A 13,765-nucleotide genomic window follows, 5' to 3' on the forward strand; every position below is an offset into this window, starting at 1 on the left:
AGTGCACAACTAGTCCAGGTGTGACATGCACGAGCGCGGCGACTTCGCATAATGTGACCTCATGACATCACCCAGCCAGCCCCGCCCCAGCCAGTTGCTTCAGCCCCAGCGCGCACCAGTTCCCGCGCGAGATGCTTCCACGCTTTTGTTGCTGCGCGACTGCCCCGACGGCAATGGTTTTGAAGTGCTGATGACAAGGCGTGCCGATCAAGGCATCTTTGCCAATGCCTATGTTTTCCCCGGTGGCGGCCAGGAAGATGAAGATGCAGCCCCAGCCAGTCATGCGCTGGCGCGCGTGCGCCCCAGCATGATCGCCGAGGCGGGAGATGAACGCATTACCCAGGCTCTGGCAGGCATTCGCGAGACTTTTGAGGAACTGGGCATCCTGCTGGCCTATGACCAGGCCGGCCAACCCGTTCCACCGGCCCAGGTTCAGCAACTGGACCGCAAGGCATCGCTGTATGAGCAATGCCGCGCGCGCGGCTGGACGCTGGCCGTGGACCAGCTCTGGTATCTGGCCCACTGGACCGCACCACTGGACCTGCCCAAGCGCTTTAACGTGCCGTTCTTTGTGGCCCGCATGCCCGAGGGTCAAACGGCGGTGGCCGACGAAACCGAGCAGTTCGAGCCCACCTGGATTTCTCCGCAGGATGCGATTGCGCGCTTTGAAGAGAAAAAGCTGTTCATCCTCTTTCCCACCCAGCGTACATTGCAGCGCATCGCTCACCAACCCGATACCCAGGCCGTGATCAATGCCCTGCTAAGCGAGAAGCCGCTGTGGCAGGCCTGCCCCCGTGGCGGCCACCTGAAAGGCAAAGACACACGTCATACCGAAACCGATATGGCCTATGGCGAACTGGAAATGGTGCTGCCCGACGGCCACGGCATTCACCATCTGGACTGGCAGCCTGAAAAAGCCGTGCCGCTGCGCAAGAACCTGCTGCGTTTGACGGCCCCCAACTCCGGCATGATGACCGGCCCCGGCACCAACAGCTATCTGGTCGGCGATGTGCATAGCGGCTATATCGCCATCGACCCCGGCCCGGACGATGCCGAACATCTGCAGCGCCTGCACGATGCCGCCGGCGGCGATATCCGCTACATCGTCTGCACCCATTCCCACCCCGATCACTCGCCGGGCGCCGCGCCGCTGCAGGCCATGGTCCTGCTCTCCGGCCATGCCAGGCCTCCCATCATGGGCCTGCCGTCGGCACCCACAGCGCGCGCCAACAGTCGCTTCAGACCCGAGGTGACGCTACGGGACGGAGAGCGCATCACGCTTACCGGACAAGGGGCAGAAGGCGAGATCACGCATACGCTGCAAGCCATCTTCACGCCCGGCCACGCAGCCAACCACCTGTGCTTTCTGCTGGAGGAGGACGCGCTGCTATTCAGCGGCGATCACATCCTCAATGGCAGCACCACCGTCATCAGCCCGCCGGACGGCAATATGATCGATTACCTCGATTCGCTGGACAGGCTCCACTCCATGTGCCTGGAGCACGACATTCGCTACATCCTGCCCGCCCATGGCTATGTGCTGGGCTTTGCGCGACATCAGATCACCCGCCTCAAGGCCCACCGCCTGGCACGCGAGGCCAAGGTACATCAGGCCATGCGCACCAAGCCCGACGGCAGCATTCAGGACTGGGTTGCGATTGCCTACGCCGACACACCTCAAGCCCTGTGGCCCGTGGCCCAGCAATCGCTGCTGGCGCATGTGGAGCGCATTCAGAAGCTCTGCCTTGGCAGATAGCGCCCAGCGACCGCCGCGCTAGACCTGTGGACAACTAGGACATGGCCGGAGCATTAAGCTCTCGCCATGTCTGAATCCCTGCCTGAACAAGAAAGCATCCGCCTGGCCAAACGCGTGGCGGAGCAAGAACAATGCTCGCGCCGCGAAGCCGAGCTCCATATCGTCGCGGGCAATGTCCAGGTGGACGGCAAAGTGGTGCAAGTGCCCGAAACCCGTGTCCGCCCCGATCAGGTAGTGATCCTGCGCAAGGATGCCAAGCCTGAAGCCATTCCACCCGTCACCATCCTGATGAACAAGCCTGCGGGCATGACCCAGGGCCCGGCCTATGGCCGCGTGCGCAGCGCGCACTCGCTGCTGAGCGAGGACACCAAGGCCAAGCTGGACACACCCATGCCCCAGCTGGTGCTGGATCATCACTTCAGGAATCTGGAGTCGTTTCTGACGATTCCCCTGCCTGCCAGCGGCCTCATCGTCTACACGCAGGACAAGCGCGTGGCACGCAAGCTGACCGAGGAAGGCATGTGGCTGGAGCAGGAAATCATCGTCGGCGTGGAGGGCCAGATCATTGAAGATGGCCTGGAGATCCTGTACGAAGGTCTTCCCATTCCCGGCGGCAACGGCCATCGCCGCATGCCCCCCTGCCATGTCAGCTGGCAAAGTGAAAACCATCTGCGCTTCGCTCTCAAGGGCATTGCGCCCGAAGAGATCGAGAAGATGTGCGCCGCCATCGGCCTGACGGTGGTCAGCATGCGCCGGCTGCGCCTTGGCCGCGTCTCGCTGGCCAAGGTGCCCGAGGGTCAGTGGCGCTATCTGATGCCCTGGGAAAGGTTCTGAGCGGAACGGCCTTCGCGTGCCGCCAACCGGACTCGGCCGCGGCGCGCGCCGGTCCGCTCAATCCGCCTTGAAACCCGTCGCTGCCACCGCCTTGCCCCATTTGACGGTATCGGCAGCAATGATGTCGGCAAACTGCTGCGCGCTGGTGCCCGTGACTCTGAAGCCGGCCTCCTGTAGCCGCGCCTTGCCGTCGCCCGATTGCAGGACCTTGAGCAGATCGGCATTGAGCTTGCTCACCACTTCCGCAGGTGTCCTGGCTGGCGCCACGATGCCGAACCAGGAGCTGAACTCCAGGTTGCCAAAGCCCTGCTCCTTCATGGTCGGCAACTCGGGCAGTTGCTCCACACGCGCGCTGCCCGTGCTTCCCAGGGCCACCAGCTTGCCGGCGCGCACCTGCGGGATCGCCATGCCGGAGGAAGCGAACACCCCCTGCACATCGCCGCTGAAAATGCCGCTCAAGGCATCCGAAGTGCTCTTGTAGTGCACCACCTCGGGTTTGGACTGCACGGCATCGCCAAACATATAAGCCCCGAAATGCCCCGGCGTTCCCGCTCCGAAAGTGGCCATGAACAGGCCGTTTTGCTGCCGGGTCCAGGCCACGAAGTCCCTGACATTGCGCGCCTTGACCTTTTCGGGATTGACCAGCAGCACGAAGTCGGAACTCACCACCTGGCTGACGGGGGCGAAATCCTTGCGCGGTTGGTATGCAAGCCGTTGATAGGTATTGGGCGCGATACTGAGCTGTCCGGTCTCGGCCAGCATGATGGTGTAGCCGTCGGCCGGCGCACGCGTCGCCTCGCTGGCTGCGATCAGGCCGGCGGCACCGGGCTTGTTGTCCACCACCACGCCCACGCCACCCCAGGCTTCAGAGAGCTTTTGTGCCAGCAGCCGTGCCACTACATCGGGTCCCGTGCCCGCCGCAAAGCCCACAATCATGCGCACCGTCTTGCTCGGATAAGCCGTCTGGGCCTGCGCGACTCCTATGGCTGCGCCGCCGCCAGCCAGCAGCGCCAGGACCATCAGCCGACGTCGCCAGGCCCGTGCAGAAACGGGTCCGGGCAGGTTCTGGGCTTGCACTGTTCTCATGTTTTGTCTCCTTGTTGCGATGCTGTTTCACAGCACTTCGAAAAACCGCATGACGACCTGCTCCGGAAAGCGCGCTCCCGCGCCCACGAACAGGCGCTGCCCCAGCCAGGCAAAACGCTTGGAGGCCGTTTCAAAGCGGGGCGCACAGCGAAAGTAGATCGCCGAGGGATCGACCGTCTCGCCGCGGCGCAGGCGCTGCATCAGCTCGGCCGGCCCGGTGCGCAAGGCCTGGTTGCTCACATAGATCAGATCGCCGCCGTCGGTTTCGATGACATAGCGCGCGTCCAGCTCGGCCACTTCCTCGCTGACCAGCAGCTGGAAGTCGGCCCCGCCCGGCAGCACACGCGCCGACCAGTCCTCTGCCTGCACCTGGCCGCCGACGATGGGAATCACGCGCCGCAAGCCGCGTGTCGTTTCGCCCACCTCCTGCGCCGGCCCCACCTGCACGCGAAATTCGGCAAAGTGGCGCAGCCCTGGAGCGGCAATCTGGAAATCATGGTTTGGCGACAGCATTGCTCTCCTTGCGATGTCTATGCACAGGGACATGAGCGTAAGCACTGTTGAAGAATTCGCTGTCCCCCAAGAAGATGACAGCCCACGCCAAGACACACCGATGAGAACCTGGAAGCTACCTTCGACGACTGACGCCATGCCGGCTGGCGATAGGGCCCAAGCCAGCGGCATGGCCCAGGCCAGCACCTTGCTGGCCGGTCTGGTGGAGCATCTGGGACAGAGCTGTTTTGCCCAGGCCGCACTGGAGCAGCTGAGCGCCATCGCGCCAACGGCCTCGCTGTCGGTGTATCGCATCGGCAGCTGCCGGCCGCGGCTGTTTCTCTCGGCCTCCCAGGGCGTGGCTGACACCACGCGCCAGTGCTGGAGCGCCTATCTCTCGGGACCTCAGCACGAGGACAGAAGTTGGGGCCAGGAATGGCACGGACATATGCGCACGCCAGGCGCGCGCAATCTGGTCCATGTGCAGGCCAACGAGGTCACGCCCCTGCATCGCCAGTGCGTGTATGACGCGCATGACGTGGCTGAGCGCATCTCGATTGCCGAGCCCGGTGCCGACGGCTCGGTGTTTGCCGTCAACCTCTATCGCCATGCGCACCAGAAACCCTTTGCCGACCGGCATCTGAGCGACTTCGCGGACCTGTCCAGCGCCCTGATGGCTCTGACGCACAAGCACCTGGCTCTGACTGCGGACATGGCTGGCGGCGATGAGAGGTGGCCGGCTCGCCTGCGGGAGCTGGCACCGGGTCTGACGGCGCGCGAACTCGAGGTCTGCCTGCGCCTGCTGCGCGGCATGACCCAGGACGGCATTGCGGCCGATCTCGGGCTGAGCGCAGCCACCGTGAAGACCTATCGCAACCGCGCCTTTGTGCGGCTTGATATTCACCATCGCCATCAGCTGTTCGCGCTGCTGGTGGAGTGAATGCCGGGGGGACGCCGGGCGCTGCCCGAGCGAGAAAGAAAGTGTGAAGTGCGCCGATAAGCCGGATTCTGTGCACAACGGTTGCCCGCCATGTGACCGCCATTAATCTTGGCCATCAGTCGCCTGATGGCTCGGTGCTACCTACCCGCACACTCCGGGGGCCCCGTCAAAGTGTGCCTACTTGGTATTGCTGCGCGTAGAGATTGCCCGTTTCACCCTGGTTGGTCTGCCTTGCGGCACTCCTGCCAGACTCGTCTCTGTTGCTCTGATCCTCACCTCACGGTGGACAGCTGTTAGCTGCTACGCCGCCCTATGCAGTCCGGACGTTCCTCCAGTACGGTCTTTCGACCCAACGCAAGCGTTGGCCTTTCGGCTAGTACCAGCGGCGGTCTGGCGCACTTCACGGCGCGCATTATCCCGCGTTCAGAAAGAACTTGCACAGAACTCGCGCCTGAACTGCTCGGGCGGCAGGCCGGACTCGCGCTGAAACATGGCAATAAAGGCCGAGGGCGTGCTGTAACCCAGGTCGTAGGCAATGCGCTGCACGGTGTGGCCGGCCTCCAGCGCGTCGATGGCCTGCAGATAACGCATGCGCTGGCGCCATTCGCCCAGACTCATGCCCAGCTCGCGCTGGCAGTGGCGGGCCAGCGTGCGCTCCGTCATGTGCACGGTCTCGGCCCATTCGGCCAGGCTGCGGTGGTCGTCGGGGCGCGACTGCATGGCATCCAGCACCTGCACCAGCGCCGGATGCCGGGCCACGGGCAGAAAGCTCAACTCCAACGGCGTGGCTCGCAGCTGGTCATGCACCACCCGTGCCAGACGCAGGTCTGCGTCAGTCACCGGGATCTGCACGCCCCTGGCGCCGAAGTCCGCCAGCACGGCTTTGACAATCGGCCCCAGGCGCATGCAGCCCGCCGTCTGCGGCAGATCCGCACACAGATCAGGGGCCAGATAGACGGAGCGGTACTGCACCGCATGCTGCAGATAGCAGCTGTGCACCACGCCCGGCGGAATCCACACCCCGTGCTGCGGCGGGCACAGGATATGACCCGTGGGCACGTCCATGCTCAGACTGCCGTGGGCCGCATAGTTCAGATGCCCCCAGCGGTGGCTGTGCGGCGGAGCCTCGCTGTGTTCGCCGAACTCGTCATAGCGGAAGTAATAGCTGCCAGGCACTTTGTCGGTGTCCAGTATCTGTACGGCATGGCGCTTGGCGACCGGGCCGGGAGTCGGGGCTGAGGCAGGCATGGGTTCGTCCGGCTTGAGTTATGAAATGTCTGAAATCAGCAATGCGCTTCAAATACGTCAAGCGCATCATAAGCACCTCAAGGAGTTTCATATGGGTGCATACCTATTACCACTGGGCGCGGTGCTGATCTGGTCGGTCAACACCGTGGTCAGCAAGTTGGCCGCAGACAGCATCAGCGCGGCAGAGATCGGGTTCTTTCGCTGGCTGGTGGCCGCCGTACTGTTCACGCCCTTCGTCCTGCCCTCGATCTGGCGCCAGCGCGCCGACATCAAGCCCCTGCTGCCACGGATCTTCGTGCTGGGCGTGCTGGGCATGGTCATCTACCAAAGCCTGGCCTATTACGCCGCCCACTTCACCACGGCCACGCATATGGGCATCATCGGCTCGCTCACGCCCATGCTGGTGCTGGCCCTGGCCGTGTTCATGCTGGGCCAGCCACTCACGCATGGCGGCATCTGGGGCTCGCTGCTGGCAATTGCGGGGGTCGCGCTGGTGGTTTCATCGGGCCGGCTCAGCCATCTGGCGTCCGAGGGACTGAATCTGGGCGATGCCATGATGTTCCTGGCCATGCTGGCCTACGCGGTCTACAACATCCTGCTCAAGCGCTGGCCAATGCCGCGCCTGGCCACGGTGCAACTGCTGTATCTGCAGGTGCTGGTTGCCGTGGTCGTGCAGTTCCCGCTCTATCTCTTCTCGCCCAAGACCGGGCTTGACGCCAGCAACCTGCCGCTAGTGGGCTACGCCGGCATCATGGCGTCCATCGCCGCGCCGCTGCTGTGGATGAAGGCGGTGCAGACGCTGGGGCCCGGGCGATCGAGCATGTTCTTCAATCTGATCCCGGTCTTCACCGCCCTGATCGCGGCTTTCGCCCTGAACGAGCCTCTGGCGGCCTACCACGCCGTGGGCGGCATCATGACGATTGCCGGTCTGCTGCTGGCCGAGCTGTGGAAGGCCCCGCTGCGTACCCGCCCGGCCCCCGCCTGCGGTGCTAAAGCAGCAGATTGAGAATCGCGTAGCTCATCAGCGACAGCAGGCTGACCACGAACACCAGCATGACCCAGGGGCCCCAGCGCTGCTCGCGCCAGGAAAAACCGACCAGCAGGCCTACGCAACAGACCCCCAGCAGCACCAGAATTGTGTTGAACGTGAGCAAGTGCAGTCCTCCCTCAAACAGACTTTGCCCCATTGTTCCCGATTGCAGGCCCAAGGGGAAACACCATCTCCCCTGGGCTTGACCTGAATCAAGCACAAGCCCTGCAGCGCCGGGCCATCGGCCTGCCCGGCGCTGCCATCGGCCGCGCGCATCACCTAGGGTTTTCCCGCGTTTTATCGATGCGCGCCTGCCTCATGCCGGTGCACAGCCCGCACCATCTCTGCTCATAAGAATTTGCATTCAGGGCCGCTCAGAATTTCTTGTTGGACAGCCCCTCGCTGCCTTTCGATACTGCCGCCACAGGAACACCGGCCCGCGCCGCACCCCCATGTTCCAAGACACACAGGAGCGCCGGCAAAAGCGCCCCATGTGCCCGCTGCACTTTCGCATACAGGAGACTCCCCATGAGCAGCCCGGCTTCCGCCACCCACCCTCTTGCCGGCCATGCCGGTGCGCACGCGCACCCCGACATGGACGCCACCTACCGCAAGATCACCTGGCGCCTGATCCCCTTTCTGGTCTTTCTCTTTGTCCTGGCCTGGATAGACCGCGTCAACGTCGGCTTCGCCAAGCTGCAGATGCTGCAGGACCTGCAGTTCAGCGAGGCCGTCTACGGCCTGGGCGCCGGCATCTTCTTCATCGGCTACTTCCTGTTCGAAGTGCCCAGCAACCTGCTGCTGGAGAAGATCGGCGCACGCAAGACGCTGGCGCGCATCACCATCCTCTGGGGTGCTGCCTCCATGGCCATGGCCTATGTGACCACGCCCACCATGTTCTATGTGCTGCGCTTTATCCTGGGCGTGGTCGAGGCGGGCTTCTTTCCCGGCGTGGTGCTGTATCTGACCTACTGGTTCCCGGCCCGCCACCGCGCGCGCATCAACGGCTTGTTCATGACCTCGTTCGCCATCGCCGGCGCCGTGGGCGGCCCGATCGCGGGCGCCATCATGAACGGCATGCAGGACGTGGGCCATCTGGCCAACTGGCAATGGCTTTTCATCCTTGAAGGCATTCCCTCGGTGATCGCCGGCTTCTTCGTGCTGGCCTGGCTGCCCGAGAAACCCGAGAACGCCAAGTGGCTGAGCGTCGCCGAGCAGCGCGCCGTCAGCGCCGCCGTGGCCGAGGAAAGCCAGCAGGGCCACAAGCAGCATTCCTTCGCCGACGCCTGCCGCAACTACCGCGTCTGGCTGTGCGCTGCCGTGTACTTCTGCATCGTCAGCGGCAACGCCACGATCGCCTTCTGGTCGCCGTCCATCATCAAGGAGATCGGCATCCAGAACAATCTGCAGATCGGCCTGATCTCGGCCATTCCCTTTCTCGCCGGCACGCTGGCCATGGTCTGGAACGGCATGCATTCGGACAAGACCGGCGAGCGCCGCATGCATAGCGCCATCGCCGCCTTGATCGCCGCAGCAGGCCTGATCCTGACCGGCATGTTCCTGCACAACGCCGTGCTGGCCCTGTGCGCGCTGACGCTGGCTTCCGTCGGCATCCTCGCCGCCTTCCCCGTGTTCTGGTCCATTCCCTCCGCCTTTCTGGCCGGCACGGCGGCCGCCGGAGGCATCGCCCTCATCAACTCCGTTGGCAACCTGGCCGGCTTTGTGGCGCCCTACATGATCGGCGCGCTCAAGACCAGCACCGGCTCGCTGTCCTCGGGGCTGTACTTCGTGGCCGCGCTGGAGTTCCTCGCCGCCTTCCTGGTCGCGCTCTTCGTCAAGAAGCAGTGACCTCCTGACGCTGCCTGCGCAGCGCCGCCATGCGGGGCCCACGGCCCCGCCTTCCCCTTTTTGAGCTTTCCGCCATGCAACTGCAATTCACCACCCCCGAAGGCCAGACCCTGGCCCCCATCTTCGACACCCTGATCGTCGCCGGCTGGGCCGGACGCGACCATGCGGCCATCGAGCACCACATCGAGGAGCTGGCCGCGCTCGGCATTCCGCGCCCCAGCGCCGTTCCGCTGTACTACCGCATCGCCAGCAACCAGCTGAGCCAGAGCAGCACGCTGCAGGTACTCGGCCCGGACTCCTCGGGCGAGGCCGAGGTCTTCGTCTTCAGCCATGACGGCGAGATGTTCGTGAGCCTGGCCTCGGACCACACCGATCGCAAGCTCGAAGCCTATAGCGTTGCCTTCTCCAAGCAGGCCTGCATCAAGCCCGTGGCCACCCAGGCCTGGCGCTTTGCCGATGTGGCCGGCCACTGGGACGAGCTGATCCTGCGCTCCTGGATCGTGGAGGACGGCCGCGAAGTGCTGTACCAGGAAGGCACGCTGGCCAGCCTGCGCACGCCCCAGGACCTGATCGCAGGCTACACCGGCGGCCAGAGCCAGCTGCCCGAAGGCAGCGGCATGACCTGCGGCACCATGGCCGCCATCGGCGGCATACGCCCTGCCACGCAGTTCGCCATGGAGCTGTACGACCCGCGCAGCCAGCGCAGCATCCGCCACCGCTACCGCAGCGAACTGCTGGATATCGTCGCCTGAACACCGGAGCTGCCCATGACTTCAGTCTCTCCCCGCCTGGACCAGGTCTCCCACCGCCTGGCCCAAGGCCAGACCAGCGCCGTGCAACTGGCCGAGCAGGCACTGGAGCGCGCCGCGCAAGGCGAAGGCCCGCGCGTTTTCACGCGCGTGCTGCGCGAGCAGGCCCTGGCCGAAGCCCGCGCCAGCGATGCGCTGCGCGCGGCCGGCCTGGCACGCTCGCCCCTCGAAGGCCTGCCCATCTCGGTCAAGGATCTGTTCGACATCGCCGGCCACCCCACGCTGGGCGGCTCCAGACTGCTGGCCGATGCCGCACCCGCCACGCAGACCGCCGAAGTCGTGCAGCGCCTGCGCCGCGCGGGCGCGGTCATCGTGGGCACCACCAATATGACCGAGTTCGCCTACTCGGGCCTGGGGCTGAATCCGCACTACGGCACGCCGCGCAATCCCTGGCAGCGTGACATCGACGGCGGCCGCATTCCCGGCGGCTCGTCCTCGGGCGCGGCCATCTCGGTGACCGACGGCATGGCGCTGGCCGCCATCGGCTCGGACACGGGCGGCTCGGTGCGCATTCCCTCGGCGCTGTGCGGCCTGACCGGCTTCAAGCCCACGGCGCGGCGCGTTTCCATGCAGGGCGTGCTGCCGCTGTCTGCCAACCTCGACTCCATCGGACCGCTGGCGCCCAGCGTGCGCTGCTGCGCCGCGCTGGACGCGGTGCTGTCGGGCCAGTCGCATGGCGAGCTGCGCGCGGCCTCGCTGCAGGGCCTGCGCCTGCTGGTGCCCACGAATGTGGTGATGGACGGCATGGACAGCACCGTGGCCGCAGCCTGGCAGCGTGCGCTGTCGCTGCTGTACGCGGCCGGCGTGCAGATCACCGAGGCCGTGGTGCCGCCCTTTGCCGAGCTTGCGCAGATCAATGCCAAGGGTGGCTTCACCGCCGCCGAGGCCTGGGCCTGGCACCGCAGCCATATCGACGGCGCCGGCCGCCTGGCCGAATACGATCCGCGCGTGGGCACGCGCATTCTGCGCGGCAAGGACATCAGCGCGGCCGACTACATCGAGCTGCTGGCGCGCCGCCAGCAGTGGATTGCCCTGGTCCAGGCGCAGATGGCCGACCACGACCTGATGCTCATGCCCACGGTGCCCGTGATCGCGCCCAAGATTGCCGAGCTTGAGGCCAGCGACGAAGCCTATTTCGCGGCCAACGGGCTGATGCTGCGCAATCCCACGCTGATCAACTTCCTCGACGGCTGTGCGGTGTCCCTGCCCTGCCACCGCGCGGGCGAAGCGCCCGTGGGCCTGAGCCTGGCCGGCACGGCCGGTCAGGACCAGCGCCTGCTGTCGGTGGCGCTGGCCGTGGAGGCTTTGCTGGCCCAGGCCTGATTGCAGAGAAAAAAAACAGGAGCTGCTAGCGCTTGACTGCAATTGATTTCAGATAGGAAACACTCTGAAATCGATATTCATCAGGCGCTAGCAGCTCCTTTTTTATTCAGTACTGAGGCACACTCCAATGCACGGCAGGCATTGGCGCCCGCACCATTTGTGCCTGCTCCTGCGCTTTATGCGTCCCCTGCCAGACGGGTGCCGGGCAGCCGCGCCACGGCCTGGCCATGGTTCAGCGCAAAGGCCGTGGCCACCTCTTCGGCGGCGCGCACCACGGTTTCGGCCAGCGGGTTCTGATGATCGTTGCGCCAGCAGGCCACCAGCGGCAGCGAGGGGAACTCGCGATCCACGCGCAGCAGGCGCAGGCGCTGCTCGGCCAGCTCGCGCTGGATGATGGCCGGCGGCACGGCCGCCACGCCCAGGCCGTCGCAGACCACGCGGATCATGGTCGCCACCGAGGCAATGCAGTTCATGTGCGGCGAGGCGCTGCCTTCGGCGCTGAACAGCTGCTCGATCACCGCATACGGCTCGGAGCCGCGCGCAAAGCTCATGATGGGAAAAGCCGCCAGCTCGGCCAGGCTCAGGGTCTCGTCGCCTATGCCCAGCTTGGGGCTGCCCACCCAGGCCATGGCGAACTCGCCCAGCGACAGATTGGCGATGGCGCCGCCGGAGACGGGCTTGGCCTGCAGCGAGACATCGAGCTGCCCCTTGAGCAGTTGCTCCGACATATGGATGGTGGTGTCGCAGGCGATCTCCACCTGCAGGCGCGGATAGCGCTGCTGCAGCAGCGCGAGAAAGTCGGGGAACCAGCTGTGCACGATGGATTCGATGGCGCCGATGCGGATCACGCCCGCATAGGCCTGCTTGTCCAGCATGTCCTCGCGCATCTCGCGCATCAGCCGGAGCATGCGCTCGGCATGCACCAGGGCCTTGGCGCCGTCGGCCGTGAGCGTGACCTCGCGCACGCCGCGGTCGAACAGGCGCACGCCGAACTCCTGCTCCAGCGTGGCGATGCGGCTGGAGACAGCTGCCTGTGTGGTGAACAGCCGCTCGGCCGTCATGCGGAAGTTGCGCAGCTCGGCCAGCAGCACAAAGGTTTCCAGAAACCGTAGATTCATGGGTCGATGTTAATCATCGCCCGCGGCCTTGCCCACTTTTCGGGTCATATCGATATAGCCCATTCGCACAACGCTTGCGTGCACAATGCTCTGTGTCTGCGCAGACAGCCTGCGCTGCGATCCACTGTCCCACCATCCCTTATTCGCGGAGGTCCGATGAGAGCTGACAACATTCTGCAAACGATTGGCGACACGCCCGTCATTCACATCAACCGTCTGTTCGGCAGCAATACCAACGTCTGGATCAAGTCCGAGCGCAGCAACCCAGGCGGCTCCATCAAGGATCGTATTGCGCTGTCCATGGTGGAAGTCGCCGAGAAATCCGGCGCGCTCAAGCCCGGCGGCGTCATCATCGAGCCCACCAGCGGCAACACCGGCGTGGGCCTGGCCCTGGTCGCGGCCGTCAAGGGCTACAAGCTGATCCTGGTCATGCCCGAGAGCATGAGCATCGAGCGCCGCCGCCTGATGCTGGCCTATGGCGCATCCTTTGACCTGACTCCCAAGGAAAAAGGCATGAAGGGCGCCATCGCCCGCGCCCAGGAACTGGCCGCCCAGACGCCCGGCGCCTGGATTCCCCAGCAGTTCGAGAACCCCGCCAACGTGGCCGTGCATGAGGCCACCACGGCCCAGGAAATCCTGCGCGACTTCCCCGACGGCATCGACGCCTTCATCACCGGCGTGGGCACGGGCGGTCACCTCTCCGGCGTGGCCAAGGTGCTCAAGGCCAAGTTCCCCAATCTCAAGGTCTATGCGGTCGAGCCCGCGGCATCGCCCGTGATCTCCGGCGGTCAGCCCGCGCCCCACCCCATCCAGGGTATCGGCGCCGGCTTTGTGCCCAAGAATCTTGACGTCAGCCTGCTTGACGGCGTGATTCAGGTGGAGGCCGAGCCCGCACGCGAATACGCGCGCCGCGCCGCTCGCGAGGAAGGCCTGCTGGTCGGCATCTCCTCGGGCGCCACGCTGGCCGCCATTGCGCAGAAGCTGCCCGAGTTGCCACCCAGCGCCAGGGTGCTGGGCTTTGCCTACGACACGGGTGAGCGCTACCTGTCGGTGGAAGGCTTCCTGCCCAACGCCTGATCGCGCCGCGCGCTTTCCTGCCACGCCGCACAAGATGCGGCGTTTTTTTTTCCGCGCAGGCCTCCGCAACAGCACGCTATATGGCCCGCCATAACCCGCTACAGCCCGCTATAGCCCGAGCGCGCCATGCGTTCATCAGGCCCGCACCAATGGCCCATGGGACAAGCGGTCATCCCGTACGCTTGACACCAATCCAGGGCACTC

At 65.1% G+C, this 13,765-nt stretch carries 13 protein-coding genes and 1 other RNA gene; 8 read left to right on the top strand and 6 right to left on the bottom strand.

Features of this window, described 5'->3' with window-relative positions; translation table 11 throughout:
• Positions 1-61: 61 nt before the first annotated feature.
• Together CSE6_RS19740 and CSE6_RS19745 are read left to right on the top strand one after the other, a co-directional pair.
• Positions 62-1,756 (top strand): MBL fold metallo-hydrolase, encoded by a 1,695-nt coding sequence (locus tag CSE6_RS19740; protein ID WP_034377120.1) that lies wholly within the window; start codon positions 62-64, stop codon positions 1,754-1,756.
• Positions 1,757-1,822: 66 nt separating this feature from the next.
• A complete protein-coding gene (locus CSE6_RS19745; RefSeq protein ID WP_034377121.1) occupies positions 1,823-2,590 on the top strand; it encodes a pseudouridine synthase in 768 nt (255 codons plus the stop codon).
• 57 nt (positions 2,591-2,647) lie between these two features.
• Here the strand turns inward: CSE6_RS19745 and CSE6_RS19750 are convergent, their stop codons facing one another.
• Both CSE6_RS19750 and CSE6_RS19755 read right to left on the bottom strand, forming a co-directional pair.
• Entirely contained in the window at positions 2,648-3,676 is a 1,029-nt protein-coding gene (locus CSE6_RS19750; protein ID WP_034377122.1) for a tripartite tricarboxylate transporter substrate binding protein, read from the bottom strand.
• A 27-nt stretch (positions 3,677-3,703) separates the two neighbouring features.
• A complete protein-coding gene (locus CSE6_RS19755) occupies positions 3,704-4,189 on the bottom strand; it encodes a DUF3237 domain-containing protein (RefSeq protein ID WP_034377123.1) in 486 nt (161 codons plus the stop codon).
• Between the two features lie 136 nt (positions 4,190-4,325).
• Here CSE6_RS19755 and CSE6_RS19760 point away from each other — a divergent pair, with 136 nt between their 5' ends.
• The gene (locus tag CSE6_RS19760) at positions 4,326-5,108 is read left to right on the top strand and encodes a LuxR family transcriptional regulator (RefSeq protein WP_034377124.1); all 783 of its coding nucleotides are present in this window, start codon (positions 4,326-4,328) and stop codon (positions 5,106-5,108) included.
• Between the two features lie 41 nt (positions 5,109-5,149).
• On the opposite strand, the gene rnpB is transcribed toward CSE6_RS19760, so the two are convergent.
• Positions 5,150-5,510: RNase P RNA component class A (rnpB, locus tag CSE6_RS19765), an RNA gene on the bottom strand.
• Positions 5,511-5,531: 21 nt separating this feature from the next.
• Positions 5,532-6,356: a helix-turn-helix domain-containing protein gene (locus CSE6_RS19770; protein WP_045838703.1), complete on the bottom strand. Its 825-nt coding sequence runs from the start codon at positions 6,354-6,356 to the stop codon at positions 5,532-5,534.
• A gap of 91 nt (positions 6,357-6,447) precedes the next feature.
• On the opposite strand from CSE6_RS19770, the gene CSE6_RS19775 reads away from it, so the two are divergent.
• Positions 6,448-7,362 carry a DMT family transporter gene (locus tag CSE6_RS19775; RefSeq protein WP_034377401.1) on the top strand — a complete coding sequence of 305 codons (915 nt, stop codon included), beginning with the start codon at positions 6,448-6,450 and terminating at the stop codon, positions 7,360-7,362.
• Here CSE6_RS19775 and CSE6_RS19780 read toward each other — a convergent pair.
• Positions 7,346-7,510: a hypothetical protein gene (locus tag CSE6_RS19780; RefSeq protein WP_223305621.1), complete on the bottom strand. Its 165-nt coding sequence runs from the start codon at positions 7,508-7,510 to the stop codon at positions 7,346-7,348. The genes CSE6_RS19775 and CSE6_RS19780 overlap by 17 nt on opposite strands.
• Positions 7,511-7,914: 404 nt before the next feature.
• On the opposite strand from CSE6_RS19780, the gene CSE6_RS19785 reads away from it, so the two are divergent.
• From CSE6_RS19785 to CSE6_RS19795, 3 genes are all read left to right on the top strand, one after another.
• Positions 7,915-9,234 carry an MFS transporter gene (locus CSE6_RS19785; RefSeq protein ID WP_059441287.1) on the top strand — a complete coding sequence of 440 codons (1,320 nt, stop codon included), beginning with the start codon at positions 7,915-7,917 and terminating at the stop codon, positions 9,232-9,234.
• 74 nt (positions 9,235-9,308) lie between these two features.
• Positions 9,309-9,986 (top strand): DUF2848 domain-containing protein, encoded by a 678-nt coding sequence (locus tag CSE6_RS19790; RefSeq protein ID WP_034377128.1) that lies wholly within the window; start codon positions 9,309-9,311, stop codon positions 9,984-9,986.
• Between the two features lie 15 nt (positions 9,987-10,001).
• Positions 10,002-11,366, top strand: a complete 1,365-nt coding sequence (locus CSE6_RS19795; RefSeq protein WP_034377130.1) for an amidase — start codon at positions 10,002-10,004, stop codon at positions 11,364-11,366.
• Between the two features lie 176 nt (positions 11,367-11,542).
• Here CSE6_RS19795 and CSE6_RS19800 read toward each other — a convergent pair whose 3' ends face one another.
• Positions 11,543-12,484, bottom strand: a complete 942-nt coding sequence (locus tag CSE6_RS19800) for a LysR family transcriptional regulator (protein WP_003068150.1) — start codon at positions 12,482-12,484, stop codon at positions 11,543-11,545.
• A 156-nt stretch (positions 12,485-12,640) separates the two neighbouring features.
• Between CSE6_RS19800 and cysK the strand changes: the two genes are divergently transcribed.
• Positions 12,641-13,561, top strand: coding sequence for a cysteine synthase A (gene cysK / locus CSE6_RS19805; protein WP_059441288.1), 921 nt, complete (start codon positions 12,641-12,643; stop codon positions 13,559-13,561).
• Positions 13,562-13,765 lie beyond the last annotated feature (204 nt).

The sequence above is a fragment of the Comamonas sp. E6 genome, assembly GCF_001010305.1.
Lineage (GTDB): Bacteria > Pseudomonadota > Gammaproteobacteria > Burkholderiales > Burkholderiaceae_C > Comamonas > Comamonas thiooxydans.

Excerpts from the sequence above, each read along its gene's own strand:
- CSE6_RS19760 (WP_034377124.1), top strand. The coding sequence starts at position 4,326 with ATGCCGGCTGGCGATAGGGCCCAAGCCAGCGGCATGGCCCAGGCCAGC.
- CSE6_RS19755 (WP_034377123.1), bottom strand. The coding sequence starts at position 4,189 with ATGCTGTCGCCAAACCATGATTTCCAGATTGCCGCTCCAGGGCTGCGC.
- cysK (WP_059441288.1), top strand. The coding sequence starts at position 12,641 with ATGAGAGCTGACAACATTCTGCAAACGATTGGCGACACGCCCGTCATT.
- CSE6_RS19770 (WP_045838703.1), bottom strand. The coding sequence starts at position 6,356 with ATGCCTGCCTCAGCCCCGACTCCCGGCCCGGTCGCCAAGCGCCATGCC.
- CSE6_RS19790 (WP_034377128.1), top strand. The coding sequence starts at position 9,309 with ATGCAACTGCAATTCACCACCCCCGAAGGCCAGACCCTGGCCCCCATC.
- CSE6_RS19800 (WP_003068150.1), bottom strand. The coding sequence starts at position 12,484 with ATGAATCTACGGTTTCTGGAAACCTTTGTGCTGCTGGCCGAGCTGCGC.
- CSE6_RS19750 (WP_034377122.1), bottom strand. The coding sequence starts at position 3,676 with ATGAGAACAGTGCAAGCCCAGAACCTGCCCGGACCCGTTTCTGCACGG.
- CSE6_RS19795 (WP_034377130.1), top strand. The coding sequence starts at position 10,002 with ATGACTTCAGTCTCTCCCCGCCTGGACCAGGTCTCCCACCGCCTGGCC.
- CSE6_RS19745 (WP_034377121.1), top strand. The coding sequence starts at position 1,823 with ATGTCTGAATCCCTGCCTGAACAAGAAAGCATCCGCCTGGCCAAACGC.
- CSE6_RS19775 (WP_034377401.1), top strand. The coding sequence starts at position 6,448 with ATGGGTGCATACCTATTACCACTGGGCGCGGTGCTGATCTGGTCGGTC.
- CSE6_RS19740 (WP_034377120.1), top strand. The coding sequence starts at position 62 with ATGACATCACCCAGCCAGCCCCGCCCCAGCCAGTTGCTTCAGCCCCAG.
- CSE6_RS19785 (WP_059441287.1), top strand. The coding sequence starts at position 7,915 with ATGAGCAGCCCGGCTTCCGCCACCCACCCTCTTGCCGGCCATGCCGGT.